The 21,095-nt window shown below is 69.4% G+C and carries 18 protein-coding genes; 10 read left to right on the top strand and 8 right to left on the bottom strand.

Translation table 11 applies throughout. The annotated features are described in order from the left end of the window. Positions 1 to 111 precede the first annotated feature (111 nt). Genes IE302_RS35820 through IE302_RS35810 form a run of 3 tightly spaced genes read left to right on the top strand, consistent with a single transcriptional unit; the run spans position 112 to position 5,756 of the window. Positions 112 to 2,418, top strand: coding sequence for a glycosyl hydrolase family 95 catalytic domain-containing protein (locus IE302_RS35820; protein ID WP_191258879.1), 2,307 nt, complete (start codon positions 112 to 114; stop codon positions 2,416 to 2,418). Then, a complete protein-coding gene (locus IE302_RS35815; protein ID WP_191258878.1) occupies positions 2,415 to 4,709 on the top strand; it encodes a glycosyl hydrolase family 95 catalytic domain-containing protein in 2,295 nt (764 codons plus the stop codon). The genes IE302_RS35820 and IE302_RS35815 overlap by 4 nt, the downstream gene beginning before the upstream one ends. 60 nt (positions 4,710 to 4,769) lie before the next feature. Continuing rightward, the gene (locus tag IE302_RS35810; protein WP_191258877.1) at positions 4,770 to 5,756 is read left to right on the top strand and encodes a peptidylprolyl isomerase; all 987 of its coding nucleotides are present in this window, start codon (positions 4,770 to 4,772) and stop codon (positions 5,754 to 5,756) included. Positions 5,757 to 6,041: 285 nt separating this feature from the next. Here IE302_RS35810 and IE302_RS35805 read toward each other — a convergent pair whose 3' ends face one another. Beyond that, a complete protein-coding gene (locus tag IE302_RS35805) occupies positions 6,042 to 7,235 on the bottom strand; it encodes a multidrug effflux MFS transporter (protein WP_191258876.1) in 1,194 nt (397 codons plus the stop codon). 54 nt (positions 7,236 to 7,289) lie between these two features. On the opposite strand from IE302_RS35805, the gene IE302_RS35800 reads away from it, so the two are divergent. Continuing rightward, on the top strand, positions 7,290 to 7,769 hold the full coding sequence (locus IE302_RS35800) for a MarR family winged helix-turn-helix transcriptional regulator (RefSeq protein ID WP_191258875.1): 480 nt from the start codon (positions 7,290 to 7,292) through the stop codon (positions 7,767 to 7,769). Between the two features lie 7 nt (positions 7,770 to 7,776). Here the strand turns inward: IE302_RS35800 and IE302_RS35795 are convergent, their stop codons facing one another. Continuing rightward, on the bottom strand, positions 7,777 to 8,805 hold the full coding sequence (locus IE302_RS35795) for a sensor histidine kinase (protein WP_191258874.1): 1,029 nt from the start codon (positions 8,803 to 8,805) through the stop codon (positions 7,777 to 7,779). Between the two features lie 17 nt (positions 8,806 to 8,822). Continuing rightward, positions 8,823 to 9,482 (bottom strand): response regulator transcription factor, encoded by a 660-nt coding sequence (locus IE302_RS35790; RefSeq protein ID WP_191258873.1) that lies wholly within the window; start codon positions 9,480 to 9,482, stop codon positions 8,823 to 8,825. A gap of 100 nt (positions 9,483 to 9,582) precedes the next feature. On the opposite strand from IE302_RS35790, the gene mptB reads away from it, so the two are divergent. Further along, positions 9,583 to 10,992 (top strand): polyprenol phosphomannose-dependent alpha 1,6 mannosyltransferase MptB, encoded by a 1,410-nt coding sequence (gene mptB / locus IE302_RS35785; RefSeq protein WP_191258872.1) that lies wholly within the window; start codon positions 9,583 to 9,585, stop codon positions 10,990 to 10,992. Here the strand turns inward: mptB and IE302_RS35780 are convergent. The 5 genes from IE302_RS35780 to IE302_RS35760 form a co-directional block, all read right to left on the bottom strand. After that, positions 10,989 to 11,990, bottom strand: a complete 1,002-nt coding sequence (locus IE302_RS35780) for a hypothetical protein (RefSeq protein ID WP_191258871.1) — start codon at positions 11,988 to 11,990, stop codon at positions 10,989 to 10,991. The genes mptB and IE302_RS35780 overlap by 4 nt on opposite strands. A gap of 6 nt (positions 11,991 to 11,996) precedes the next feature. Next, positions 11,997 to 12,314 carry a hypothetical protein gene (locus IE302_RS35775; protein WP_191258870.1) on the bottom strand — a complete coding sequence of 106 codons (318 nt, stop codon included), beginning with the start codon at positions 12,312 to 12,314 and terminating at the stop codon, positions 11,997 to 11,999. 89 nt (positions 12,315 to 12,403) lie between these two features. Continuing rightward, positions 12,404 to 12,781 carry a hypothetical protein gene (locus IE302_RS35770; protein ID WP_191258869.1) on the bottom strand — a complete coding sequence of 126 codons (378 nt, stop codon included), beginning with the start codon at positions 12,779 to 12,781 and terminating at the stop codon, positions 12,404 to 12,406. A 39-nt stretch (positions 12,782 to 12,820) separates the two neighbouring features. Further along, on the bottom strand, positions 12,821 to 13,645 hold the full coding sequence (locus IE302_RS35765) for an NAD-dependent epimerase/dehydratase family protein (RefSeq protein ID WP_191258868.1): 825 nt from the start codon (positions 13,643 to 13,645) through the stop codon (positions 12,821 to 12,823). Between the two features lie 35 nt (positions 13,646 to 13,680). Further along, positions 13,681 to 14,499 carry an IclR family transcriptional regulator gene (locus IE302_RS35760; RefSeq protein WP_191258867.1) on the bottom strand — a complete coding sequence of 273 codons (819 nt, stop codon included), beginning with the start codon at positions 14,497 to 14,499 and terminating at the stop codon, positions 13,681 to 13,683. Between the two features lie 154 nt (positions 14,500 to 14,653). Here IE302_RS35760 and IE302_RS35755 point away from each other — a divergent pair, with 154 nt between their 5' ends. Genes IE302_RS35755 through IE302_RS35735 form a run of 5 tightly spaced genes read left to right on the top strand, consistent with a single transcriptional unit; the run spans position 14,654 to position 21,042 of the window. Then, positions 14,654 to 16,165: a sodium:solute symporter family protein gene (locus IE302_RS35755; RefSeq protein ID WP_191258866.1), complete on the top strand. Its 1,512-nt coding sequence runs from the start codon at positions 14,654 to 14,656 to the stop codon at positions 16,163 to 16,165. A gap of 47 nt (positions 16,166 to 16,212) precedes the next feature. Then, positions 16,213 to 17,157 (top strand): 5-dehydro-4-deoxyglucarate dehydratase, encoded by a 945-nt coding sequence (locus tag IE302_RS35750; protein ID WP_191258865.1) that lies wholly within the window; start codon positions 16,213 to 16,215, stop codon positions 17,155 to 17,157. A 2-nt stretch (positions 17,158 to 17,159) separates the two neighbouring features. Next, positions 17,160 to 18,416 carry a glucarate dehydratase family protein gene (locus IE302_RS35745; RefSeq protein WP_191258864.1) on the top strand — a complete coding sequence of 419 codons (1,257 nt, stop codon included), beginning with the start codon at positions 17,160 to 17,162 and terminating at the stop codon, positions 18,414 to 18,416. Between the two features lie 4 nt (positions 18,417 to 18,420). Beyond that, the gene (locus tag IE302_RS35740; RefSeq protein WP_191258863.1) at positions 18,421 to 19,569 is read left to right on the top strand and encodes a hypothetical protein; all 1,149 of its coding nucleotides are present in this window, start codon (positions 18,421 to 18,423) and stop codon (positions 19,567 to 19,569) included. A gap of 15 nt (positions 19,570 to 19,584) precedes the next feature. After that, positions 19,585 to 21,042 (top strand): aldehyde dehydrogenase (NADP(+)), encoded by a 1,458-nt coding sequence (locus tag IE302_RS35735; protein WP_191258862.1) that lies wholly within the window; start codon positions 19,585 to 19,587, stop codon positions 21,040 to 21,042. The last annotated feature ends 53 nt before the right edge of the window (positions 21,043 to 21,095 follow it).

Here is a 21,095-nt window from a genome sequence, read left to right as displayed (position 1 = left end):
CTCTGCCGCTTTCCGGGTGAGCGGACTGGTCAAAGCTGGGACATTTCTGGAAACATGCCGGTCGCCAGGGCTTGATCTGCGGTAAACGTAGTATGAATCTGGAGGCGATCCATGGGTGGGTTGTCCAGGCGATCGATGCTGAAGGCTGCCGCGGGGACCGCCGCGCTCGGTGGGCTGTGGGCTCAGGGGGCCGCTCCGGCACAGGCACAGGCGCACGCGTCCGGCGACATCCACCGCCGGATCGTCGACGACGCGCGCATGGTCTGGAAACGGATGCCGAAGAGCTGGCAGGAGGGTCCGTTCCTCGCCAACGGCTTCCTCGGCGTCCAGTTCTACGCGGGCACGCGGCCGAACGTGCTCAAGGTGATGCTCAGCCACTCCCGGGTCCAGGACCAGCGCGGACAGTGGGAGGCGGGCATCGGGTACTCGCGGCTCCCGATCGGCTACCTCACCCTCACCTTCGCGGGCGCGATCACGGCGGTGGACTGGCGTCTCGACCTGTACAACGCCGAACTCGGCGGCACGATCACGACCACCCAGGGCTCGGTGCGCTTCTCCGCGCTGGTCCACAACGATCAGGACCTCCTTCTCGTCTCGCTCAGCGGAGTAGCGGCCGCGGACTGGGGCTTCACGCCGCTCAAATCGGCGACGACCAGGACGATCCGCAAACCGCCCGAGTACACGGCCAATCCCGATCCGAAGCTCGCCAGTGCGGGCGCGGTCGAGTACTGCGAGCAGCCACTGCACGCGGGCGGCGGGTACACGACGGCCTGGCGTGAGCGGACCATCGGCACGCGACGGCTCCTGGCGGCGACGGTCGCGTACGGGTTTCCCGAGCCGACCCATACCGCCGAGGCGATCAGCCGGGTCCACCGGGCGTCGGCGACGAACCCGGATCTGCTGGTCGCCGGCCATCGGCGCTGGTGGAACGCCTTCTATCGGCGCAGTTTCGTGTCCGTTCCCGACAAACGGATCCAGCGGTTCTACTGGATCCAGCTGTACAAGACAGCTTGCGCCACCCGCGCGCACGGTCCGGTCGTCGCGGAGTGGGGGCCGTGGTTCCCGGAGGTCGGCAACAGCTGGACGGCGGTGTGGTGGAACCTCAACGTCCAGGTCACGTACCCGATCGTCAACAGCAGCAACCCCCCCGAACTCGACGCCGTCACCGAGACCTTCCGCCGAGACCACGCCAACCTCGAACTCTCGGTGCCTCCCGCGTACCGGGACGGCGACACGTACGCCCTTTCGCATCCGGGGGACTGGCGGCTGCGGCCCGGCGGCACCCGCGCGGTCGGGATCCCCGGCCCGGCCACGAAGAACGACCAGACCGGCAATCTGATCTGGGGCCTGCACAACGTCTGGCTCGCGTACCGGCACAGCATGGACGTCCGCGTCCTGCGCGACGTCCTGTATCCCACGCTCGCCAAGGCGCTCAACTACTACCGCCACTTCCTCGCCGCCGGGCCGGACGGCCGGCTTCACCTGCCGATGACGCGGTCACCCGAGTACGCGGACGCGGCCGACTGCACGTACGACCTGTCGCTCATCCGCTGGGCCGCGCGCACCCTCGTCGAATCCGCGGCCAAACTGCGCATCGACGATCCGCGTGTGCCCGCGTGGCGCGAGATCGGCGAGAAACTGGTGCCGTACCACCAGGATCCCGTTCAGGGGGTGCTGATCGGCGACGGTGTCCCGCTCGCCGAGTCACACCGGCACTTCTCGCATCTGCTCTGGCTCTACCCGCTGCGCGAGAAACTCTGGGATCGTCCCGGCGACCGGGACGTCATGCGCCGCACCTTCGCGCATTGGTCCGGTATCCAGGACAAATGGCACGGCTACAGCTTCGCGGCCGCGTCGTCGATGAGTTCGGTGATGGACGCGCCCGAGGAAGCGTTGCGCTACCTGAAGATCTTCCTCGACGGGACCGTCGTGGCCGACACTCAGCTGACGCCGAACACGATGTACCGCGAAGGCGCGAACCTCGCGATCGAAAGTCCGATCACCGCAGCACAGTCCATTGTGGACATGCTTCTTCAGGGTGATCACGGCGTCCTCAAGGTCTTCCCGTCGGTCTCGTCGGCGTGGCCGGACGCGTCCTTCGAGAGCCTGCGCGCGGAGGGTGCCTTCCTCGTCGACGCCTCCCACAGGAACGGCGCGACCGAATGGGTCCGCGTCCACAGCGAAGCGGGGGAGCCGCTCACCCTCCGGCACGGGATCCCTGGCGACATCGACGTCCGTGACGCGCGTGGGCGGCGGCTTCCTTGGCGGGCCGAAGGTCCGGGCACGATCTCGGTCCCGCTCGGCCGTGGCGGGACGGCCGTCGTCACGCGGCGCGGCGCGCGTCCCGAGCTGGAGCCGCGAGACGTGCCTGGCGACCGCGAAACCCCGGCATGGGGACTCGACCAGGAGGTCCGATGACGGACATCACTCGCCGGACGATGCTCGGCGGTGCGCTGGCCGGCGTGGCGGCGGCCGGGTTCACGCCGTCCGCTTCGGCGGTGGAGAACGACTTCGCGCTCGGCGGTCTCGACTGGCAAGGCTTTCTGGCGTCCGCGGACCTGGTGTGGCGGAAGATGCCGAAGACCTGGTACGAAGGCCCGTTCCTCGGCAACGGTTTCCTCGGCTCGGGCATCTACGCCGAACCGGGCAGGAACGCCGTCCGGTTCAACGTCCAGCACAGCGAGGTGCAGGATCACCGGCCCGAATTCGGTTCCCTGTTCGGGCTCGCGCGCTTGCCGATCGGGCATTTCACCCTCGAACCGGTCGGTGCCATCACCGGGATCGACTGGCGGATGGATCTCTGGAACGCCGAACTCAGGGGCATGATCACCACGGCCGCGGGCAGCCTCTCGGTACGGGCGATCGTCCACACTGGACAGTCGCTGCTCGCCGTCGACATCGAGCCGACCGAGGGCGAGCGCGGCTTCGAGTGGGTCTTCCACCCGGCCGAGGCGGTGAGCCCGAGAACGGATCCGAAGTTCGGGAAGCCGCCGCCTGCCGGGTACACCGCCAATCCGCCCGCGACCCGGGAAACCAGCGGTGACACCAGGCTTTCCGTGCAGAGCCTGCTGGCGGGCGGCGAGCACGTCACGGCGTGGCGCGAGGTCGCCAGGGGATCGAAACGCACGCTGTACACGTCCGTGGCGTGGTCCCATCCGAGAAAGACAGCCGCGCGAGAAGCGTTGAAGGCGGTCCGGCGGGCCGAGTCGTTCGACGTCCTCGCGACCGGGCATCGGCGCTGGTGGCACGACTACTACCGCCGGAGCTTCCTGTCCATTCCGGACGCCCGGCTCCAGAGTTTCCACTGGATCCAGCTGTACAAGGTCGCTTCGGCCGCGCGCAAGGAAGCGCCGGTGATGGCGACCTGCGGACCGTGGCTGGAGCCGACCCCGTGGCCCGCGACGTGGTGGAATCTCAACGTCCAGCTGGAGTACTGGCTCATCCACGGCTCGAACCACCTGGAGCTGGACGCCGTCAGTCACGCGCTGGGCGAGTACCGCGCGAATCTGACGAGCCAGGTCGCCGAGCCGTATCAGCACGATTCCGCCGGCATCCCGCGCACGACCGACATGACCCTGCTCAACGGCGTGGCCGGGACGAACTCCGGGTTCCCGGTCGGGATCCCCGGCGAGGAGACGCCGACGCCGGAGGTCGGCAATCTCACCTGGGCACTGCACAACGTCTGGCTGTCCTATCGGCACACGATGGACCGGCGGCTCCTGCGGGACACCCTGTTCCCGCTGCTGCGCAAGGCGATCAACTACTACCTCCACTTCCTCGCGCCCGGCCCGGACGGGAAACTGCACCTGCCGCCGACGTTCTCCCCGGAGTACGGCGTCAACGCGCCGGACTGCAACTACGACCTCGCGCTGATCCGCTGGGGTTGCAGGACGTTGCTGGAATCGGCGGCCGAACTGCGGATCGACGACCCGCTGGCCCGGCGGTGGCGGGAGGTCCTGGCCACGCTGGTCCCGTATCCGGCCGACGCCGACGGCTACATGATCGGCGCCGGAGTGCCGTTCGCGAAGTCGCATCGGCACTACTCGCATCTGCTGCAGATCTACCCGCTGTACGAGATCACCTGGGAACGGCCGGAGTACCGGCAGATCATCGAGACCTCGCTCGACCACTGGGTGGGCTTCGAGGGCGCGTTGCAGGGTTACACGTTCACCGGTGCCGCGTCGATGTCGGCGCAGATGCTGCGCGGCGAGAAGGCGGAGTTCTACCTCGGAGAGTTGCAGCGGCGCTACATCCAGCCGAACACGATGTACAAGGAATCCGGTCCGGTCATCGAAACACCGCTCTCGGCCGCGCAGTCGCTGCACGACATGCTCGTCCAGAGCTGGGGCGGCGTCATCCGGCTGTTCCCGGCCGTGCCCGCCAAGTGGGCGGACGCCGCGCTGCGTGACTTCCGGACGCAGGGCGCGTTCCTGCTCAGCGCCTCACGGCAGCGCGGCAAGACGCGCTGGGTCAAGATCACCAGCGAGGCGGGGGCGCCTTGTGTGCTGCGGACGGACCTGGAGGGAGAGCTGGCCGTCCGCGACCGGTGGGGGAGGCCGAAACGCTGGCGGCGGCTGCCGAACGGCGACGTCCAGCTCGACCTGCGGCGCGGCGAGGAAGCCGTCGTGCACCGCGCGGGCGACCGGCCCGATCTCGAGATCCGGCCTGTTCCTGCCAATGGGGACGCCACGCCGTGGGGGATGCCGTGACTCGTCCGTGGTGATACGCGAGAGTGGTGCCTGTACTTCCTCTGGATGACAGGAGCACAGATGTCGCAGCCGCCGCAGCCGGGCGAACCCGAAGGTCAGGTGCCTGGTTCCGGGGCTCCGCAGGGGCAGCCGTACCAGCAGCAGCCGTATCCGCAGCCTTACCCCCAGCAGCAGGGCTGGTACGGCGCGCCGCAGCAACCGCCGCAGCCGCCGCCCTCGAACAAGACTGCGCTCTGGGTGGGGCTCGGGGTGCTGGGACTCGTCGTGGTGGTCGCGGTCGTGGCGATCACCGGTTTCGTGGCGCCGGGGTTCTTCCTGTCGGACTCGAAGACCGAGGGCTCGGTCGCGTCGTCGTCGGCTCCGTCGTCCGCTCCGACGTCGAGTGAGCAGGCAACGACGACGCAGAGCCCGGTGCGGATCCCCGGGGACCGGATTCCGGTGCCGAAGCGCACCACGCCGCTGGCGGATCCGGCCGAATGCGCGTATCCGGCGGACACCGGCGGTGGCGAGGTGCCCAAGAAGGCCACTCCGCCCGCCGCGGGCCCGACCCCGGCGTCCGGCACGTCGGCGGTCACGCTCAAGACGACCGCGGGCGACATCGGACTGACCCTGGACCGCGCGCTCGCGCCGTGCACCGTGGCGAACTTCCTTTCGCTGGCGCAGCAGGGGTACTACGACAACACGCCGTGCCACCGGCTGGCGACGTCGGGATTGCAGATGCTCCAGTGCGGCGACCCGGCGGGCACCGGCATGGGCGGGCCGGGGTACACGATCCCGGACGAGCTCTTCCCGGAGATCAAGTACGGCCGCGGGATCCTCGCCATGGCGAAGACCCAGGCGCCGAACTCGGGCGGCAGCCAGTTCTTCATGGTGTACGGCGTCGCGGAACTGCCGCCGGAGTACACGGTGTTCGGGAGCATCTCCGACGCGGGCCTGCAGGTGCTGGACAAGGTGGCGCGGGGTGGGCTGGACGAGTCTCAGGGCGCCGGGGACGGGTCGGGCCCGCCGCGGATCCCGGTGAAGTTCCAGTCGGTCGAGATCGGCTGAGGCGAGTGCTATGAAAGGTCCTTTCCTTGCAAATTTGGCAAGGAAAGGACCTTTCATAGCATGCCGAACAAGGCCGAAGCGTTGCCTGAGCCGAACTTCCGACGGTCCACATCGGACGGTAGCTCATCGAGGAAGGAGTCGATCTCCGCGCCAGGTCCCGCAGCCGCTCCTGGTGGTCTCCGAGATCGTTGAAGACGAGGCTTTCGTCGCGGTCTTCGGCCGGAAGGGCTTCGAGGGCGGCGGTCAGCTCCGGCAGGATCCAGTGCTCTTCGATCGCGATGAGCGTCATTTCTTCACCTTTTCCCTCACGTTCAGACAGGGAACCGCCGCGATGACGGCGAGTACGGCGATGGTGATCGCCATCGGCACCGCGGAATGCCCGTCGCCCACGCTGACGAGCGGGGAGACGACGGCCGCGAGCCCGAACTGCGTCGCGCCGAGGACGGCCGACCCGGTTCCCGCGGCTCCGGGTACGGCGTCGAGGGCGATCGCCGTGGCGGGCCCGAGGATGAATCCCAGTGCCGAGACCGCGAAGAAGATCGGGACAGGCAGCAGGGCGACGCTGATCGGCAGCACCGCCATGGCGAGCAGTACGGCGGAGGCGACGACGAGCCAGACGACGCCGCCGGTGAGGACGCGGCGCGGTTCGGCGCGGTGCAGCAACCGTGACGCCGCCGCGCTGCTCAGCACCAGGTCGAGGGCGTTGAGCGCGAACATCAGGCCGTAACCGACGGCGCTCATGCCGATGACCGACTGGTACAGGAACGGCGACGCGGAGATGTAGGCCATCAGTACCCCGAACGAGAAGACGAGCGTCAGCGTGGGGGACAGGTAGGCGCGGCTGCGAAGCGCCCGGAATCCGCCATTGCCGGAGGTGCCCCTCCGTTCCCGAGGCAGGGTTTCCCGCACCATCGCGGCGGATCCGGCGAGCATCGCGACGGCCAGCGCGACCAGGACGCCGAGGACTCCGCGCCAGTGGATCGCGTCGACCAGCAGGCTGCCCAGCAGCGGTGCGACCACCGGCGCCACCCCGCCGACGATCATCATCAGGCTGAACGCGCGGGCGGCGGCCCGGCCGGTGGCGAGGTCGGCGATGACCGCGCGACCGATGACCATGCCCGCGGCGGCGCTCAGACCTTGCAGGAGCCGCGCGGCCAGCAGAACGGTGATGGTGGGCGCGGTCGCCGCGAGGAGGCTCGCGACGACGAACACCGCCGAACCGGCGAGCAGCGGTCCGCGCCTGCCCCACCGGTCGGACACGGGACCGAAGATCAGCTGCCCCGCCGCGAGTCCGAGCAGGAACGTGGTGAGGGTCAGCTGGATGGCCGTGTCGCTGGTTTCCAGGTCGGCCGCCATCCGCGGGAACGCCGACAGGTAGAGGTCGATGCCGAACGGGGCGACGCTGGCCAGCAAGGCGAGTACGAGCAGCAGGGGGACCGGGATGGTGCCGCGGGACTGAGTGTCCACCGATGTGTCCACCGATTCTCCTGTCAGATGATAGCTATCAACTGACAGCAAATGTACCATTGCCCGGTGGACGATGAGCAAACGTCGCGGTTGTTCGAACTCGCCGACCTGATCCTGGCGGTGGGCCGTCAGATCCACGCGTCCAAGGAGTTCGCGAGCAGAGAGTTCGCGTCCGAGCCGTGGACGCCGCTGGAGAGCGCCGTGATGCGGTTCATCGACCGGAACCCGGGCACGTCGGCCCGCGCCGCGGCGGAGGCCACCCAGCTGATCTCCAGCAACTTCAGCCGGGCGGTACGAGGGCTGGAGAAGAAGGGCCTCGTGCACCGCGAAACCGACCAGGACGACGCCCGGCGGATCCGGCTCTATCCCACCGCCCGCGCGCACGAGAACCTGCGGCAGCTCCGCGAGATCTGGAGCGGCCTGCTCGACGGGATCGTGTCCGATACGGACGAGATCGAGGCCGTGACCTCGGTCCTCCGGCGGATCGAAACGCAGCTGACCGCGAAATCCCTGGCGACTTCGGACACCACCGGGAAATCCGGATAGCGCGAGGTCAGGGCAGGATCACGTCGACCCGCAGACCGCCGTCCTCGCCGGGAACGGCGGACACCCGGCCGCGGTGCGCGAGGGCGATCGAGCGCACGATGGACAGTCCGAGCCCGGCTCCGTCGCGGTGGTTCGTGCGGTCGGCGGTGAGGCGGCGGAACGGCTGGAACAGCGTGTCGACCGCTTCGGCGGGCACGCGCTCGCCGGAGTTGCGCACGCTCAGCGCGGGCTCGTCCCCGACGATCAGCTCGATCCAGCCGTGCGGGTGGTTGTACTTGATCGCGTTGTGCACCAGGTTGACGATCAGCCGTTCGAGTAGGAGCGGGTCGCCGGGCACGGCGCGCTCGGCGATTTCGCGGCGCACGGTGAGCTCGTTCTCCGCCAGTCGCTCGTCGAACTTCGCGAGCACCGAATCCACCAGCTCGTCCAGGCGCACCGGGATCGTGCCGGGCAGCCCCCGGTCGGCTTCGGCCAGCACGAGCAGCCCTTCGATCAGCCGCTCGTTGCGGTCGTTGACCACGAGCAGCTGCGCCGCGAGCCGATGGACCTCCTCGCCGCCACCGGTGACCATCGCGACTTCGGCGAGTGTCCGCTGCACCGCGAGCGGTGTCCGCAGCTCGTGCGACGCGTTCGCCGCGAACCGGCGCTGCCCCTCGAAACCGACCGCGACCCGGTCGAGCATGCGGTTCACCGCGACGGCCAGCTCTCGCACTTCGCCGTCGGTCTGTTCCAGCCGCATGCGCTGGCCCAGGTTCTGCGGCCCCAGCTGTTCGATGGTGGCGGTGAGCTCGGGCAACGGTCGCATCACCCACGATGCCACTGGACGCCTGATCAAGATCACGAGCACGATCGCCGCGATGAGCGGCAGAGCCCACCCGAGCCCGCCCACCGTGTCGGCGCAGCCGGTGCCCCGCGGGCAGAAGTCCCGGTCCACGAAGGTCCCGAGCACCATGCCCGCCGACCTGGCGAGCGGGTAGAGCAGCAGCAGGAGGGCGAGGAACGCACCGGCGAGGACCAGTTCGACGCGGCCCCGCACCGACCCTCGCGACCGCCTCAGGTACCCAGCCGGTAACCCGCGCCGGACACGGTGTGGATCACCGGCGGTGGCCCGAGCTTCTTCCGCAACGTCATCACCGTGACCCGCACCGTGTTCGTGAACGGGTCGGCGTGCTCGTCCCATGCCTTCTCCAGCAGCTCTTCCGCGCTCACGGCCCGTCCCTCGGCCCGCAGCAATACTTCCAGGACAGCGAACTCCTTGGGAGACAACGACAAGGGCCGCCCGTCCCGCGACGCGAACCGTTTCGCCGGGTCCAATTCGACCCCGGCCCGATCCAGCACCGGCGGCAGCGCCGGACGGGCTCTCCTGGCCAGCGCGTGCACCCGGGCGACGAGTTCGGCGAAGGCGAACGGCTTGGTGAGGTAGTCGTCCGCGCCGAGGCCGAGCCCGTCGACACGGTCCCGGATGCCCGCAGCCGCCGTGAGCATCAGGACGCGGGTTTCGCCGTCACCTTCGGCGATCCTCCGGCAGACCTCGTCGCCGTGCACCTTGGGGAGGTCGCGGTCGAGCAGGACGACGTCGTACCGGTTGACCATGACGCGTTCGAGTGCCGCGTCGCCGTCGTAGCAGACGTCCACCGCCATGCCTAGGTGCCGCAGGCCTTCGGTGACGGAGTCCGCCAGCATCCGCTCGTCTTCGGCCACGAGTACCCGCATCAACCATTCCCCACGTGCCTCAGTAGAACTCCGGACGGATAAAGAGCCGATAAAAATCGACCTTAACGGCCCTGGATCACCCACCGCCTAGACCTGTCGCATGATCTTCATCGGAAAGAGCGCGGCCGTGGGACTGGGCGGATCCGTTCTGGTCTCGCTCGGGGCGTTCGGGGCGGGTGCGACACTGCGGCACGGTCCCGTGCCGTCCGGGCACGGCCGGATGCTCGCCACCGCCGTGCTCTACCTCGGGCTCGCCCTGATGCTGACGGCTTGGGTCCGGTTAGGACGGTTGGCGAGCGCGCGCGAGGTCGTGCGAGCGGCCTGGCTGTGGTGCGTCCCGCTGCTGTGCGCGCCACCGCTGTTCAGCACGGATCTGTACACCTATCTCGCGCAGGGCGCGGTGGCGCACGCCGGTCTCGACCCGTACACGCACGTGCCCGCCGAGGTGCCCGGCCCGGTCACCGACAACGCTGCCGGCGGCTGGTCGCACCTCTCGTCGCCGTACGGGCCGCTGCACATCCTGATCGTGAAGAGCGTGCTCGCCGTGACCGGTGAGAACCTGGTCCTCGGCACTTTCCTGACCCGGCTGGCGATGGTGGCCGGGCTGGCGTCGCTCTGTGCCGCATTGCCTGTCCTGTGCCGGTATCTCGGTGCCCGGCCGGAACAGGCGCTGTGGCTGACGGTGGCGAATCCGCTGCTGGTGCTCTGCGTGGTTTCCGGCGGGCACAACGACTTGCTGATGATCGGGCTGCTCGCGGCCGGCACGGCGCTCGTGCTCACCGAGGCGCCGAAGACCGGGTTCGCCTTGGTCGCGCTGGCCGCCGCGGTGAAGATCCCCGCGGCCGTCGCGCTGCCGTTCCTGGTGTGGGTGTGGGCGGCGCGGCGGCCAGGCACGCGCGGCTTCTTGTCCGTGTCCGCGTCGGCAGTGTCCATTGTGGTCTTCACGTTCGGGCTGTGCACCGTGGTCGCCGGGGTCGACCTCGGCTGGATCCGGGCGCTGAGCGGGAATTCGTGGCTGGAACCGTGGCTGTCGATCCCGACGGCGCTCGGGAAGATCGTCCGGGCGGTACTGCCCGGCTTCGGGGACGCCGTCGCGGTGTGCCGGATCGCGGGCTGGGTCGCTCTCGCCGGTCTGGTGACGTGGCTGTGGTGGCGTTCGCGGGCGGGTGGCGCGACGGCGGTCCGTGGGGCGGCGGTGGCGTTGCTGGCGGCGGTGGTGCTGGCACCGGTGGCGTTTCCTTGGTACTTCGCCTGGCCGTTGGTACTCGGGGCGGCGGCCGCGTGGCCTGGCTGGTGTGTCGCGGTCGCAGCCGCCGCCTCGACGTGGCTGGTGGTGAGCACCCATCCCGACGGGGCGACCCTGTTGCCGCCGTGGGGATTCGGGGTGTTGCTGGTGGTCTCCGCGGGTGTCGGTGTGCTGAGCCGCCGGGGACCAGGTGATCATCGTCTCTCACCCGGAACCCGGCAGCGCTTCGGCCGACGCCCTGGCGAGGCTCCTCTGAGCGCCTAGGTTCCGGTCGGTGGCCCGGGCGGGTGCGGCTTTTCTTCTTTCTCCTTGGGCATTTCCGGCGCCTTCTCCTTGCCGGCGCGGTCGTTGATCGCGGGGGTCTCCAGCTGGTTGCCCAGCGACAGCAGGTCCTTCAGCGACTTCCCGTCGTGGCCGTTCCAGGTCGGCAGCTCCTTGCTGAGCGCGGCGGCCAGTTTGGTCAGCTCGGTGCTCGACTCCAGATCGGACAGCAGCTGGTCCGCGTGACGGGACACCGCCGAGACGCTTTCGCTGTGCTTGGCGACGAGGTCGCGGAACACGGCGTCGAACGACCGTAGCACCCCGATGATCTCGTGCCCGGTGATCTCCTTCTTCTCGGCCTTTTCGAGATTGAGATCGGGCATACCCGCCGTGTCCCACATCAGGTCGGCGACCTCCAGCACGAGGTCGGCCTTGGGGATCTGCTTGACCACGATCATCGCCAGCTTCAGCCCGAAGATCGCGGCCGGCCGGTAGTCGACACCGACGTCGTCCATCCGGTCGATCGCCGCTTCCAGGGCGAGGGCGACCTCCTTCAGGTCGCTCTTGAACGCGAGCTGGACCGCGAAGACCATGTCCACCACCGCGGAGACCTGAGGGATGTACCCCTCAGGGTCCCCGGCCTTGATGTTCCCGCCGACGAAATCGCCGAGGTAGGTGTCGACCGTGTTCAGATACGAGTTGAAGTCGTCGGCCGCTTCGCCCTTCCAGTCCATCATGGTGTGGTCCCGGATCGTCTGGACCCGGGATCGGGCGCTGAGGAAGGCTTGCCGTTTGCCGAAGACCGCCCCTCGCTGAGCGTCGGCGAAGGCGCTCACGTCGCCGTCGATGGCGACCTTCTTCCATTCGTTGAAGCCCAGCAGGACACCGGATTCCTCGTTGGACATGCCCGGGTTGTCGTGCGGCCACTCCTCGCGGATCTTCGCGGCGATCCGGTTGTAGTGGGCGAGCAACGCGTCGGGGCCGAGGTCGTTGAGTGTCATGGCCGCCTACTTCCCGGTGACTTCGCGCTCGATGCGCTCGTAGGCGTCGGCGACCACGTCGAGACGCTCCGCCGCCTGGCCCACCGAGTCCGAGACCGCGATGCCGCCGGTGATCAGCGCCGCGAGCAGGGCGTTGCGCTTCTGCCCGAGGGCGACGCCCGCCGAGTCGCCGCCGAACGCGGCCTGCGGCTGGACGTACAGATCACGCATCGACTTCGACGCGTTGCCTACTTTGGCCGACACCCCGGGCAGCCCGTCCTCGGTGTCGGACGCGACGCGGCGCAGTGCGCTGACCTCGACGCTGAAACCTCGACTATGTGTCATTTCGCCCCTCCATGTCACACCAGGTGCGGTCAAGGTACCGGAACCGGCGACCCCGGTGAGTGGCTTTCGGACACCCGGCCGGGTGCGTTTCAGAGGCGGCGCGGCCAGCCGGGATGGCTGGGCGGCTCGGCGAGATCCTCCAGGTAGGTGACGTCGCTGAAGTCGTCGTCCGCGACGGGAGCCCGCCGTGCGCGGGGCGGCGGCGGGGGAGGAGCGGGCTCTTCCCCCGGCTCCGCGGTGGCGAGCTCGGTCTCGACCGCGGTCAGCGCGGGCCACAGCGTCTTCTTGGCCTTGGGGGTGAAGAGCGCGAGCGCCAGCGGGTGCTCACAGGTCCCGGCGGCGACGTCCTCCCAGGTGAACTTCCCTTCGAGGACGGCGTCGGCCGCGCGAGCGAGGCGTGGCGGCACGTCCTGCCGCGACGCCGCCGCGCGGAACACGTCCGCCGAGAAGGCGGGTTCCAGAGCCATGAGACCTCCCTGCCGGAAGTTTAGGCCGTGTCCGGTGAGTCAGAGCGGGTTGTGTGCCCCCAACGGAGCGGTGCAGAACGGCCCGCCGACGTACTCGGCGGCCACCCCGGTCGGCGCGGGCATGTCCGCCAGCTGATCGGCGTAGGTCTCCGCGTTGTCGAGCGACTTGTAGCCCAGTTCCTCGGCTTCGGCGAGCGAGTAGATCCTGCGCGTGTTGTCGGAGACGCCCCAGATCAGCCGGTAGCCGGGGGAGGGATAGCTGAGGCAGGCCTCGAACAGGCGGGCACCGTCGTCGGGGGAGAGCCAGGTGGTCAGGCCGCGCGGGCCGAGCACGAGCGGGCTTTCGAAGCACGAGCCGATCCGGATGACGATGACGTCCATGCCGAACCGCGAGTGGTACAGGCTGCCGAGCGCTTCGATGGCAGCCTTGCTGACGCCGTAATAGGTGTCGGGCCGGGGCGTGGAGTCGGCGGGGAGACCGTTCTCGCCCGCCTCGTCGTTGCGGCGGAACCCGACGGAGTGGTTGCTGGAGGCCAGGATCACGCGCGGCACGCCGGCCGCCCGCGCGGCTTCGAGGACGGTGTGGGTGCCGTTGATGTTGACGTCGAGCGTGGCTTCCCACGAACTCTCGCGGCTGTGCCCGCCGAGGTGGATCACCGCGTCGACGCCCGCGCACGCCTTCGTCATCGCTTCCGGGTCGGTGACCGACGCGGTGATCAGCTCGACGTCCTCGCCGCCCGCGGCCTCGGGCTGTGCGGCCAGGTCGAGCAGCCGCAGCACCCGGCCGGAGCGGCGCAGCCTCGACCGCATCAGAGTGCCGACGATGCCCGCCGAGCCGGTGATCAGGACGCGCTGGTCTGCCATGTGAACCCCTTGTCAGTGAAGGAAAGTACGGATGATCAGCGGATGCCGGCGCGGCGCAGTTGCTGGCCGAGTTCCGCGGTGATTTCGGCGAGGAGCTCGCCGACGCGCTGGGCGTCGGCGTCGGTGACTTCGGTGACCGGCATGGAACAGCTGATCGCGTCCGTGCCGGGGATGCGGTACGGGATCACGGCCGCGACGCACCGGACACCGAGGCTGCCTTCTTCGACTTCCGCCGCGTAGCCGCGTTCGCGGGTCTTCGCGCATTCGGCGTGCAGGGCCTCGGCAGTGGTGATGGTGTTCGGGGTCAGGGCCCGCAGGTCCCCGCTCAGGAGCCCGTCGATCTCGTCGTGCGTCAGTTCGGCCAGCAAGGCCTTCCCCAGCGCGGTCGCGTGGGTGGGCAGCGTGCGGCCGACGCGGGACACGAGATGTGTCGAGTGCCGTGACTCGCGTGTCTCCAGGTAGACGACGTCGGTGCCCTCGCGGCGCGCGAAGTGCGCGGTGAAACCGGTCTTCTCCCGGATCCGCTCCAAGGCCTCGGTCGCGTACGGGACGACCGGGTCGCGGTCCAGGTACGCCGTGCCGCAGATCAGCGCGCGGACGCCGAGGCGGTAGCGGGCGGTGTTGGTGTCGACTTCCAGCCAGCCTGCTTCCAGCAGGGTGCGGAGCAGTCCGTGCAGGCTGGACCTGGGGAAACCGGTCCGCGCGTGGAGATCCGACAGGGAGAGCCACACGTCGTTCGCGGCGAAGGTCTCGATGAGATCGATCGCCCGCCGGGCCGATTTGACCCCGGCGGGTTCGGGCGCGGCGGACGCACCGTTCTCCACCGTGACAGCGGGGGCTTCCTGCTGCGGCATCCGCACTCCTCCAACCGGCCGTTGACTTGTGACCCTGGCCATATTAGCGTCCCGAACAGCGTTCTTATGGATGAACATAATCACTATAACAGACTCCGTTCATGGATGTGAACAGGTCGGGCTGGGCCTTCGTGAACGCGGAAAGGAGTCAGCGGTGCATTTGCTGGACTGGATCATGGTGTCCGCGTATTTCGTGCTGATGGTGGTGATCGGGCTGTGGTCGCACAGCCGGGTCAACACGGTCAGCGACTTCTTCACCGCCGGCGGGAAGATGCCGTGGTGGCTGGCCGGGATCTCCCATCACATGTCCGGCTACAGCGCGGTCCTCTTCGTCGCGTACGCGGGCGTCGCCTACACGGACGGCATCACCGTCTACTTCTGGGGCATGGCCAGCATCGGTATCGGCGTCGGCATCGGCAGCTGGCTGTTCGCCTCGCGGTGGAACCGGCTGCGCTCGAAGCTCGGCGTCGCCTCGCCGCTCGAGTACCTGGCGAAGCGCTTCAACGTGCCCACCCAGCAAGCGCTGGCCTGGAGCGGCAGCCTCCTGAAGATCTTCGACATCGCGGCCAAGTGGTTCGCGGTCGCGACGATCCTCAACGTCTTCGCGGGCGTGCCCTACACCTGGGGCATCATCATCACCGGCACCATCACGCTGATCTACTGCACCGTCGGCGGTCTCTGGGCCGACGCGCTCACCGACTTCGGCCAGTTCGTCATCCAGGCCATCGCGGCGATCGTGATGCTGTGGGTCGTGCTGGACAAGCTCGGCGGCGTCTCGGGCCTGTGGACCGTGTGGGGGGACCTCCCGCCCGCCCACCTCAACCCGACCACGTCGAAGTTCACCACCGTGGTGTTGCTCGTCTACGTGCTGGTGAAGACGCTGGAGTACAACGGCGGTATGTGGAACCTGGCGCAGCGCTACATGGCCGCGCCGAACACCTACGAAGCACGTCGCGGCGCGCGGCTCTCCTCGATCCTGTACCTGGTGTGGCCGCTGGTGATGATGTTCCCGATGTTCGCCGCCCCGCTGCTGATCCCGAACATCTCCAACCCCAACAACGCCTACGCGATCATGACCACGACGTTCCTCCCGCCGGGGCTGGTCGGGCTGGTGCTGGCCGGGATCTTTTCGCACACCATGGCGATGGTCTCCTCCGACGCCAACGCGATCTCCGCGGTCATCACGCGCGACATGATGCCGGTGCTGTGGAAGAAGGCCCGGAACTTCACCGAATCGCAGGGGCTGCTCGCCGCGCGGATCTCGACGGTGATCTTCGTCGTGCTGACCATGGTGGTGGCCACGCAGGCCGAGAAACTCGGCGGTGTGCTCGGGATCGTGGTGCTCTGGGTCGCGGCGCTGATGGGCCCGATCTCGGTACCGCTGCTGCTCGGCATGCTCCCGGCGTTCCGCCGCTCCGGCTCCCGCGCCGCGCTGATCTCGTGGGCCGGCGGTCTCATCGCCTACGCGATCGCCTACTACGGCTACAACGCCACCCTCGCGGTCACCGTGTCCACCCCGATCCTGGTCTCGCTGGCGCTGTTCATCGGGCTCGGCTACCTCATGCCCGAGCGCAAGGCCTCCACCGACGAGATCATCGACACCATCGACCGTGACGACGAAGTCGCACCCCGCAAGTCGCAGGACGGCACCACCGTGCCCGCCTGACCGGGACCCGAACCCGGGATCAACCGATAAGAACGAAAGAGAAATCCATGGCACCCACCAAGATCGAGCTCGACGGCCTACTGGCGTTCCCCTTGACCCCCTTCACCGAGGGGCTGGAACTCAACCTCGACGCGTTCGCGGAAACCGTCGAGAGCCACGTGGCCGCCGGGGCCGGCGCGCTGTTCGTCGCCTGCGGTACGGGCGAATTCAGCTCGCTGTCCCCGGACGAGCACGCAGCGATCCTGCGCAAGGCTCGTGAGGTCGTCGCCGGTCGGGTGCCGGTGTGGGTCGGGGCGGGCGGCGGTGCCGCGACGGCCCGTGCCGGGATCGCGGCGGCGGAGGCGGGCGGCGCGGACGGCGTCCTCCTCCTGCCGCCGTACCTGGTGACCGGTCCGCCGTCCGGGCTGGTCGACCACGTCCGGTACGCCGTCGGGGATTCCTCGATCCCGGTGATCGTCTACCACCGTTCCACCGGTGTCTTCACCCCGGACTCCGCCGTGGAACTGCTCGACATCCCGTCGGTGGTCGGTCTCAAGGACGGCTTCGGCGACGTCGAGCTCATGAGCCGGATCATCACCTCGATCCGCTCGGCCGGCACCGACCGCGCCCGGGATTTCCTGTTCTTCAACGGTCTTCCGACGGCCGAGGTCTCCGCCCGTGCCTACGCCGCGATCGGCGTGGCGCGCTACTCCTCGGCCGTGCACTGCTTCGCCCCCGAGATCGCGGCCCGCTTCCACCGCGCGCTCGCGGAGAAGGACGACGCGGTCATGGAAGCCCTGCTCGCCGGGTTCTATCTGCCGCTCGTGGCGCTGCGAGACGAGGGACAGGGCTTCGCCGTGTCGCTGGTCAAGGCCGCCGCCCGGTCGCGCGGGGACAAGGTCGGCTCGGTCCGGCCGCCGCTGGTCGAGCCGACCCCCGACCAGGTCGCCCGCCTGGAGAAGATCGTCGACGACGGATTCTCCGTCCTCAAGTCCGTCGAGGCCGGTGCCTGAAGATGAAGGTTCTCGACGTCGTCCTGACCCCGGTCGCCTTCGCCGACCCGCCGCTGCTCAACGCGATGGGGGTGCACGAGCCCTTCGCGCTGCGCGGTGTCGTCCAGCTGATCTGCGAGGACGGTGTGGTCGGCCTCGGCGAGTCCTACGGTGACCTCGCGTTCCTGGACCAGGTCCGGAAGGTGCTGCCGGAACTCAAGGGGCACGACGTGTTCGACCTGCCCGGCCTCCGCCGGAAGGTCGCCACCACGCTGGGCGAGGTCGTCTTCGCCGACGCTCACGGGCTCACCGGCGGGTTCTCGGTCAGCAAGACCGTCGCCAGCGTGTACTCGCTGTTCGAGGTGGCCGCGCTCGACGCGCAGGGCCACTACCTCGGCAGGCCGGTGGTGGACCTGCTCGGCGGCAAGGCGCGCGACGCCGTCGACTTCTCCGCCTACCTGTTCTACAAGTTCGGCGCCCACCTCGGCGCCGAGGAGGACTCGTGGGGCGAGGTGACCACGCCGGAGGCGCTCGTCGGCGAGGCACGGCGGATGGTCGACGAGTACGGCTTCGGCTCCATCAAGCTCAAGGGCGGCGCCTTCGACCCCGACCAGGAGATGGCCGGGATCCGCGCGCTCGCCGAGGCGTTCCCGGACCACCCGCTCCGGATCGACCCGAACGCGGCCTGGACGCCGGAAACCGGGATCCGGGTCGCCGAGGAGCTCGACGGCGTCCTGGAGTACCTCGAAGACCCGACGCCGGGCATCGAGGGCATGGCGCGGGTCGCCGAGAAGGCGAACATGCCGCTGGCCACGAACATGTGCGTCGTGCGCTTCGCGGACATCGAGCCTGCCTTCCGGCAGCGGGCGGTCGGGGTGATCCTTTCGGACCATCACTACTGGGGCGGTCTGCGGGACACCCAGGCCCTCTCCATCACGGCGGAATGCTTCGACGTGGGCCTTTCCATGCATTCGAACAGTCATCTCGGGATCAGCCTGGCCGCTATGGTGCACGTGGCCGCGGCGACGCCGCACCTGACCTACGCCTGCGACACCCACTGGCCGTGGAAGACGGCCGACGTCATCGCCCCGGGTGCGCTGGAGTTCGTCGACGGTGCGGTCGCGGTGCCCGACAAGCCGGGGCTGGGGGTCGAGCTCGACCCCGACGCGCTGGCGCGGGCCCATGAAGACTATGTCCGAAGTGGACAGACCAAACGGGATGACGTGACCTATATGCGGAAGTTCGTCGGAAATTTCGACCCGAACACGGCACGGTGGTGACGGGGTGAAGGTCACCGGATACGCCTACCCCTGGGACGTCGTCGACGATCCCGGTTTCGTCGAGCGCGTACGGGAACTCGGCGTCGACGAGGTCGCCGTCGCCGTGTCGTACCACAGCGCCCGCGCGGCGACACCCTGGTCGCCCGAGCGCACGTCGGTCGTCGCGCGCCACGCGGCGCTGTACCGGCCGGTGCGCGACGAGGCCTGGGGCGAGCTGAAGCCCGCCGAGCCGGACTGGGTCGAGAGCCGCGACAGCGCGGGCGACGCCGTCCGGGCGCTGAACGAGGCGGGGATCCCGGCCGCGGCGTGGCTCGTGCTGACCCACAATTCGCTGCTGGGCACGGAGTTCCCGGATTTCACCGTGCGGAACTGCTTCGGCGAGCGGTACCCGTGGGCGCTGTGCCCCGGCCAGCCGGAGGTGCGTGAGTACGCGGCGAACGTGACGGCGGAAAGTCTCGCCGGGCTCGATTTCGCCACGGTCGTCCTCGAAGCGTGCGGCCCACTCGGCGCCGTGCATCAGCACCAGCACGAGAAGACCGACGGCGTCTGGTCGCCCGCGGTGGCGCGGCTGCTGTCGATCTGCTGCTGCGACGCCTGTCTCGACGCCTGGGCCGCGGCCGGTCAGGACCCGGCGAAGGCGCTGGGCAAGCTGCGGGCCGAGGTCCGGCGGCTGATCGACAGCGGTGACCTCCGCGCGACCGAGGACAAGATCCTGCCCACGTTGCGGCAGGTCCTGCTCGACACCCGCCAGAAGGCGACCGACGCGCTGCGGCGCGACGTGCTCGCGAAGATCCCGTCCGGGCCCCGGATCGTGCTGCACGGGGCGATGGACCCGTGGGTCACCGGCGCGCTGCCGGGGCTGACGCCGTCGGCCCCGGACGACGTCGACGCGGTGGTGCTGCAGAACTGGGTACCCGGCCACCCCAGCGTGGGCGCCGTCGCGACGGCACGGGCGAAGCTGCCGGAGAAGGTCGCCGTCGGCAGCTACATCACCGCGGTGGCGGCGAGCCCGGTGCCCGACATCGAGGCCTACACCACCGAACTCGGCAAGGCAGGCGCCACCGAACTGCACCTGTACCACCTCGGCCTCGCCGGCCCGGGGCGCTGGGCGGATCTCATCGCCGCCGTCAGCGCCGCGCAAGAACTCGTTTAGGAGAAAGCAGAACCCATGAGCCAGGCAACGGATCCCGCCACGCTCGAACAGATCCTCGCGGCCGCCGCCGATGCGGCAGGCACGGCGGCGGCCGCGACCCCAGCCCAGCGCGCCGGATGGCTGAACGCGGCGGCGGACGCCCTCGACGCGTCCGCCGACGAACTGATCGCGCTGGCCAATCAGGAGACGCATCTCCCGGCCGCCCCCCGGCTGCAGGGCGAGCTGAAGCGCACGACGTTCCAGCTGCGCCTGTTCGGCGAGGTGCTCGCCGACGGGTCGTTCCTCGGCGCCACCGTCGACCACGCGGACGCCGCGTGGCCGATGGGGCCGCGGCCGGACATCCGGCGGCTGCTCACCCCGATCGGACCGGTGCTGGTGTTCGCCGCCAGCAACTTCCCGTTCGCGTTCAGCGTCGCGGGTGGCGACACCGCGTCGGCGCTGGCGGCCGGTTGCCCGGTCGTGCTCAAGGCGCACTCCGGGCACCCGGAGCTGTCCGCCCGCACCGGCGAGATCCTGCGTGACGCGCTGGTCGAGGCCGGTGCGCCGGAGGGGATCTTCGCGGTCATCCACGGCCAGCAGAACGGCGTGACCGCGCTGAAGGACCCGCGGGTCCAGGCGGCGTCGTTCACCGGTTCGGTGCCTGGCGGGCGCGCGCTGTTCGACATCGCGACCTCACGGCCGTCGCCGATCCCGTTCTACGGCGAGCTCGGCAGCGTCAACCCGGTCGTCGTCACGCGGTCGGCCATCGACGCGCGCGGCGAGGCGATCGCGAAGGCGTACGCCGGATCGTTCACCCTCGGCGCCGGGCAGTTCTGCACCAAGCCGGGACTGCTGTTCCTGCCCGAGGGACACGGCCTGGAGGACACGCTGCGCGAGGCCGTCTCGGCGATCCCGGCGCAGCCGATGCTCAACGAGCGCATCGCGGCGGGCTTCGCCGACGGACTGGCGAAGCTGAGCGACGTCGAGGGCGTCGAGGTGCTGTCGGAGTCCGGTGGCGCCGAAGGGATCTCGCACGGCGCGACGCTGCTCGCCACCACCGCCAAGGACTTCCTGGCCGACGGCGACACGGTCCGCGAGGAGTGCTTCGGCCCGGCGTCGCTGATCGTCACCTACACCGACCAGGCCGAGCTGATCAGCCTGCTCGGCGTGATGGAACCCGGGCTCACCGCGACCATCCAGGGCGAAGAGTCCGATGTGGACTGGATCCGCCCGGTCCTCCCGTCACTAACCCGCGTCGCCGGCCGCCTGCTGTGGAACGACTGGCCGACCGGCGTCACGGTCACCTGGGCACAGGAACACGGTGGTCCCTACCCGGCGACCACCGCGCCGACCAGCACCTCGGTCGGCACCGCCGCGATCGAGCGGTTCCTGCGACCGATCGCCTGGCAGGGCTTCCCCGACGCGCTGCTGCCGGAACCGTTGCAGGAGAACAACCCGTGGGACCTGCCCCGCAGGACCGACGGGAAACGCTAGAAACCGTCGTGAGTGGCGATTCGGGTTCCAACCCGAATCGCCACTCACGAGGC

This window comes from Amycolatopsis oliviviridis, assembly GCF_014654365.1.
Lineage (GTDB): Bacteria > Actinomycetota > Actinomycetes > Mycobacteriales > Pseudonocardiaceae > Amycolatopsis > Amycolatopsis oliviviridis.
Note: the sequence above shows the minus strand (reverse complement) of the source record. Positions and strands in the feature narration are given on the sequence as shown.

Coding starts and splice junctions, on each gene's coding strand:
- IE302_RS35820 (WP_191258879.1), top strand. CDS start 112: ATGGGTGGGTTGTCCAGGCGATCGATGCTGAAGGCTGCCGCGGGGACC.
- IE302_RS35815 (WP_191258878.1), top strand. CDS start 2,415: ATGACGGACATCACTCGCCGGACGATGCTCGGCGGTGCGCTGGCCGGC.
- IE302_RS35810 (WP_191258877.1), top strand. CDS start 4,770: ATGTCGCAGCCGCCGCAGCCGGGCGAACCCGAAGGTCAGGTGCCTGGT.
- IE302_RS35790 (WP_191258873.1), bottom strand. CDS start 9,482: ATGCGGGTACTCGTGGCCGAAGACGAGCGGATGCTGGCGGACTCCGTC.
- mptB (WP_191258872.1), top strand. CDS start 9,583: ATGATCTTCATCGGAAAGAGCGCGGCCGTGGGACTGGGCGGATCCGTT.
- IE302_RS35780 (WP_191258871.1), bottom strand. CDS start 11,990: ATGACACTCAACGACCTCGGCCCCGACGCGTTGCTCGCCCACTACAAC.
- IE302_RS35775 (WP_191258870.1), bottom strand. CDS start 12,314: ATGACACATAGTCGAGGTTTCAGCGTCGAGGTCAGCGCACTGCGCCGC.
- IE302_RS35770 (WP_191258869.1), bottom strand. CDS start 12,781: ATGGCTCTGGAACCCGCCTTCTCGGCGGACGTGTTCCGCGCGGCGGCG.
- IE302_RS35765 (WP_191258868.1), bottom strand. CDS start 13,645: ATGGCAGACCAGCGCGTCCTGATCACCGGCTCGGCGGGCATCGTCGGC.
- IE302_RS35760 (WP_191258867.1), bottom strand. CDS start 14,499: ATGCCGCAGCAGGAAGCCCCCGCTGTCACGGTGGAGAACGGTGCGTCC.
- IE302_RS35750 (WP_191258865.1), top strand. CDS start 16,213: ATGGCACCCACCAAGATCGAGCTCGACGGCCTACTGGCGTTCCCCTTG.
- IE302_RS35745 (WP_191258864.1), top strand. CDS start 17,160: ATGAAGGTTCTCGACGTCGTCCTGACCCCGGTCGCCTTCGCCGACCCG.
- IE302_RS35735 (WP_191258862.1), top strand. CDS start 19,585: ATGAGCCAGGCAACGGATCCCGCCACGCTCGAACAGATCCTCGCGGCC.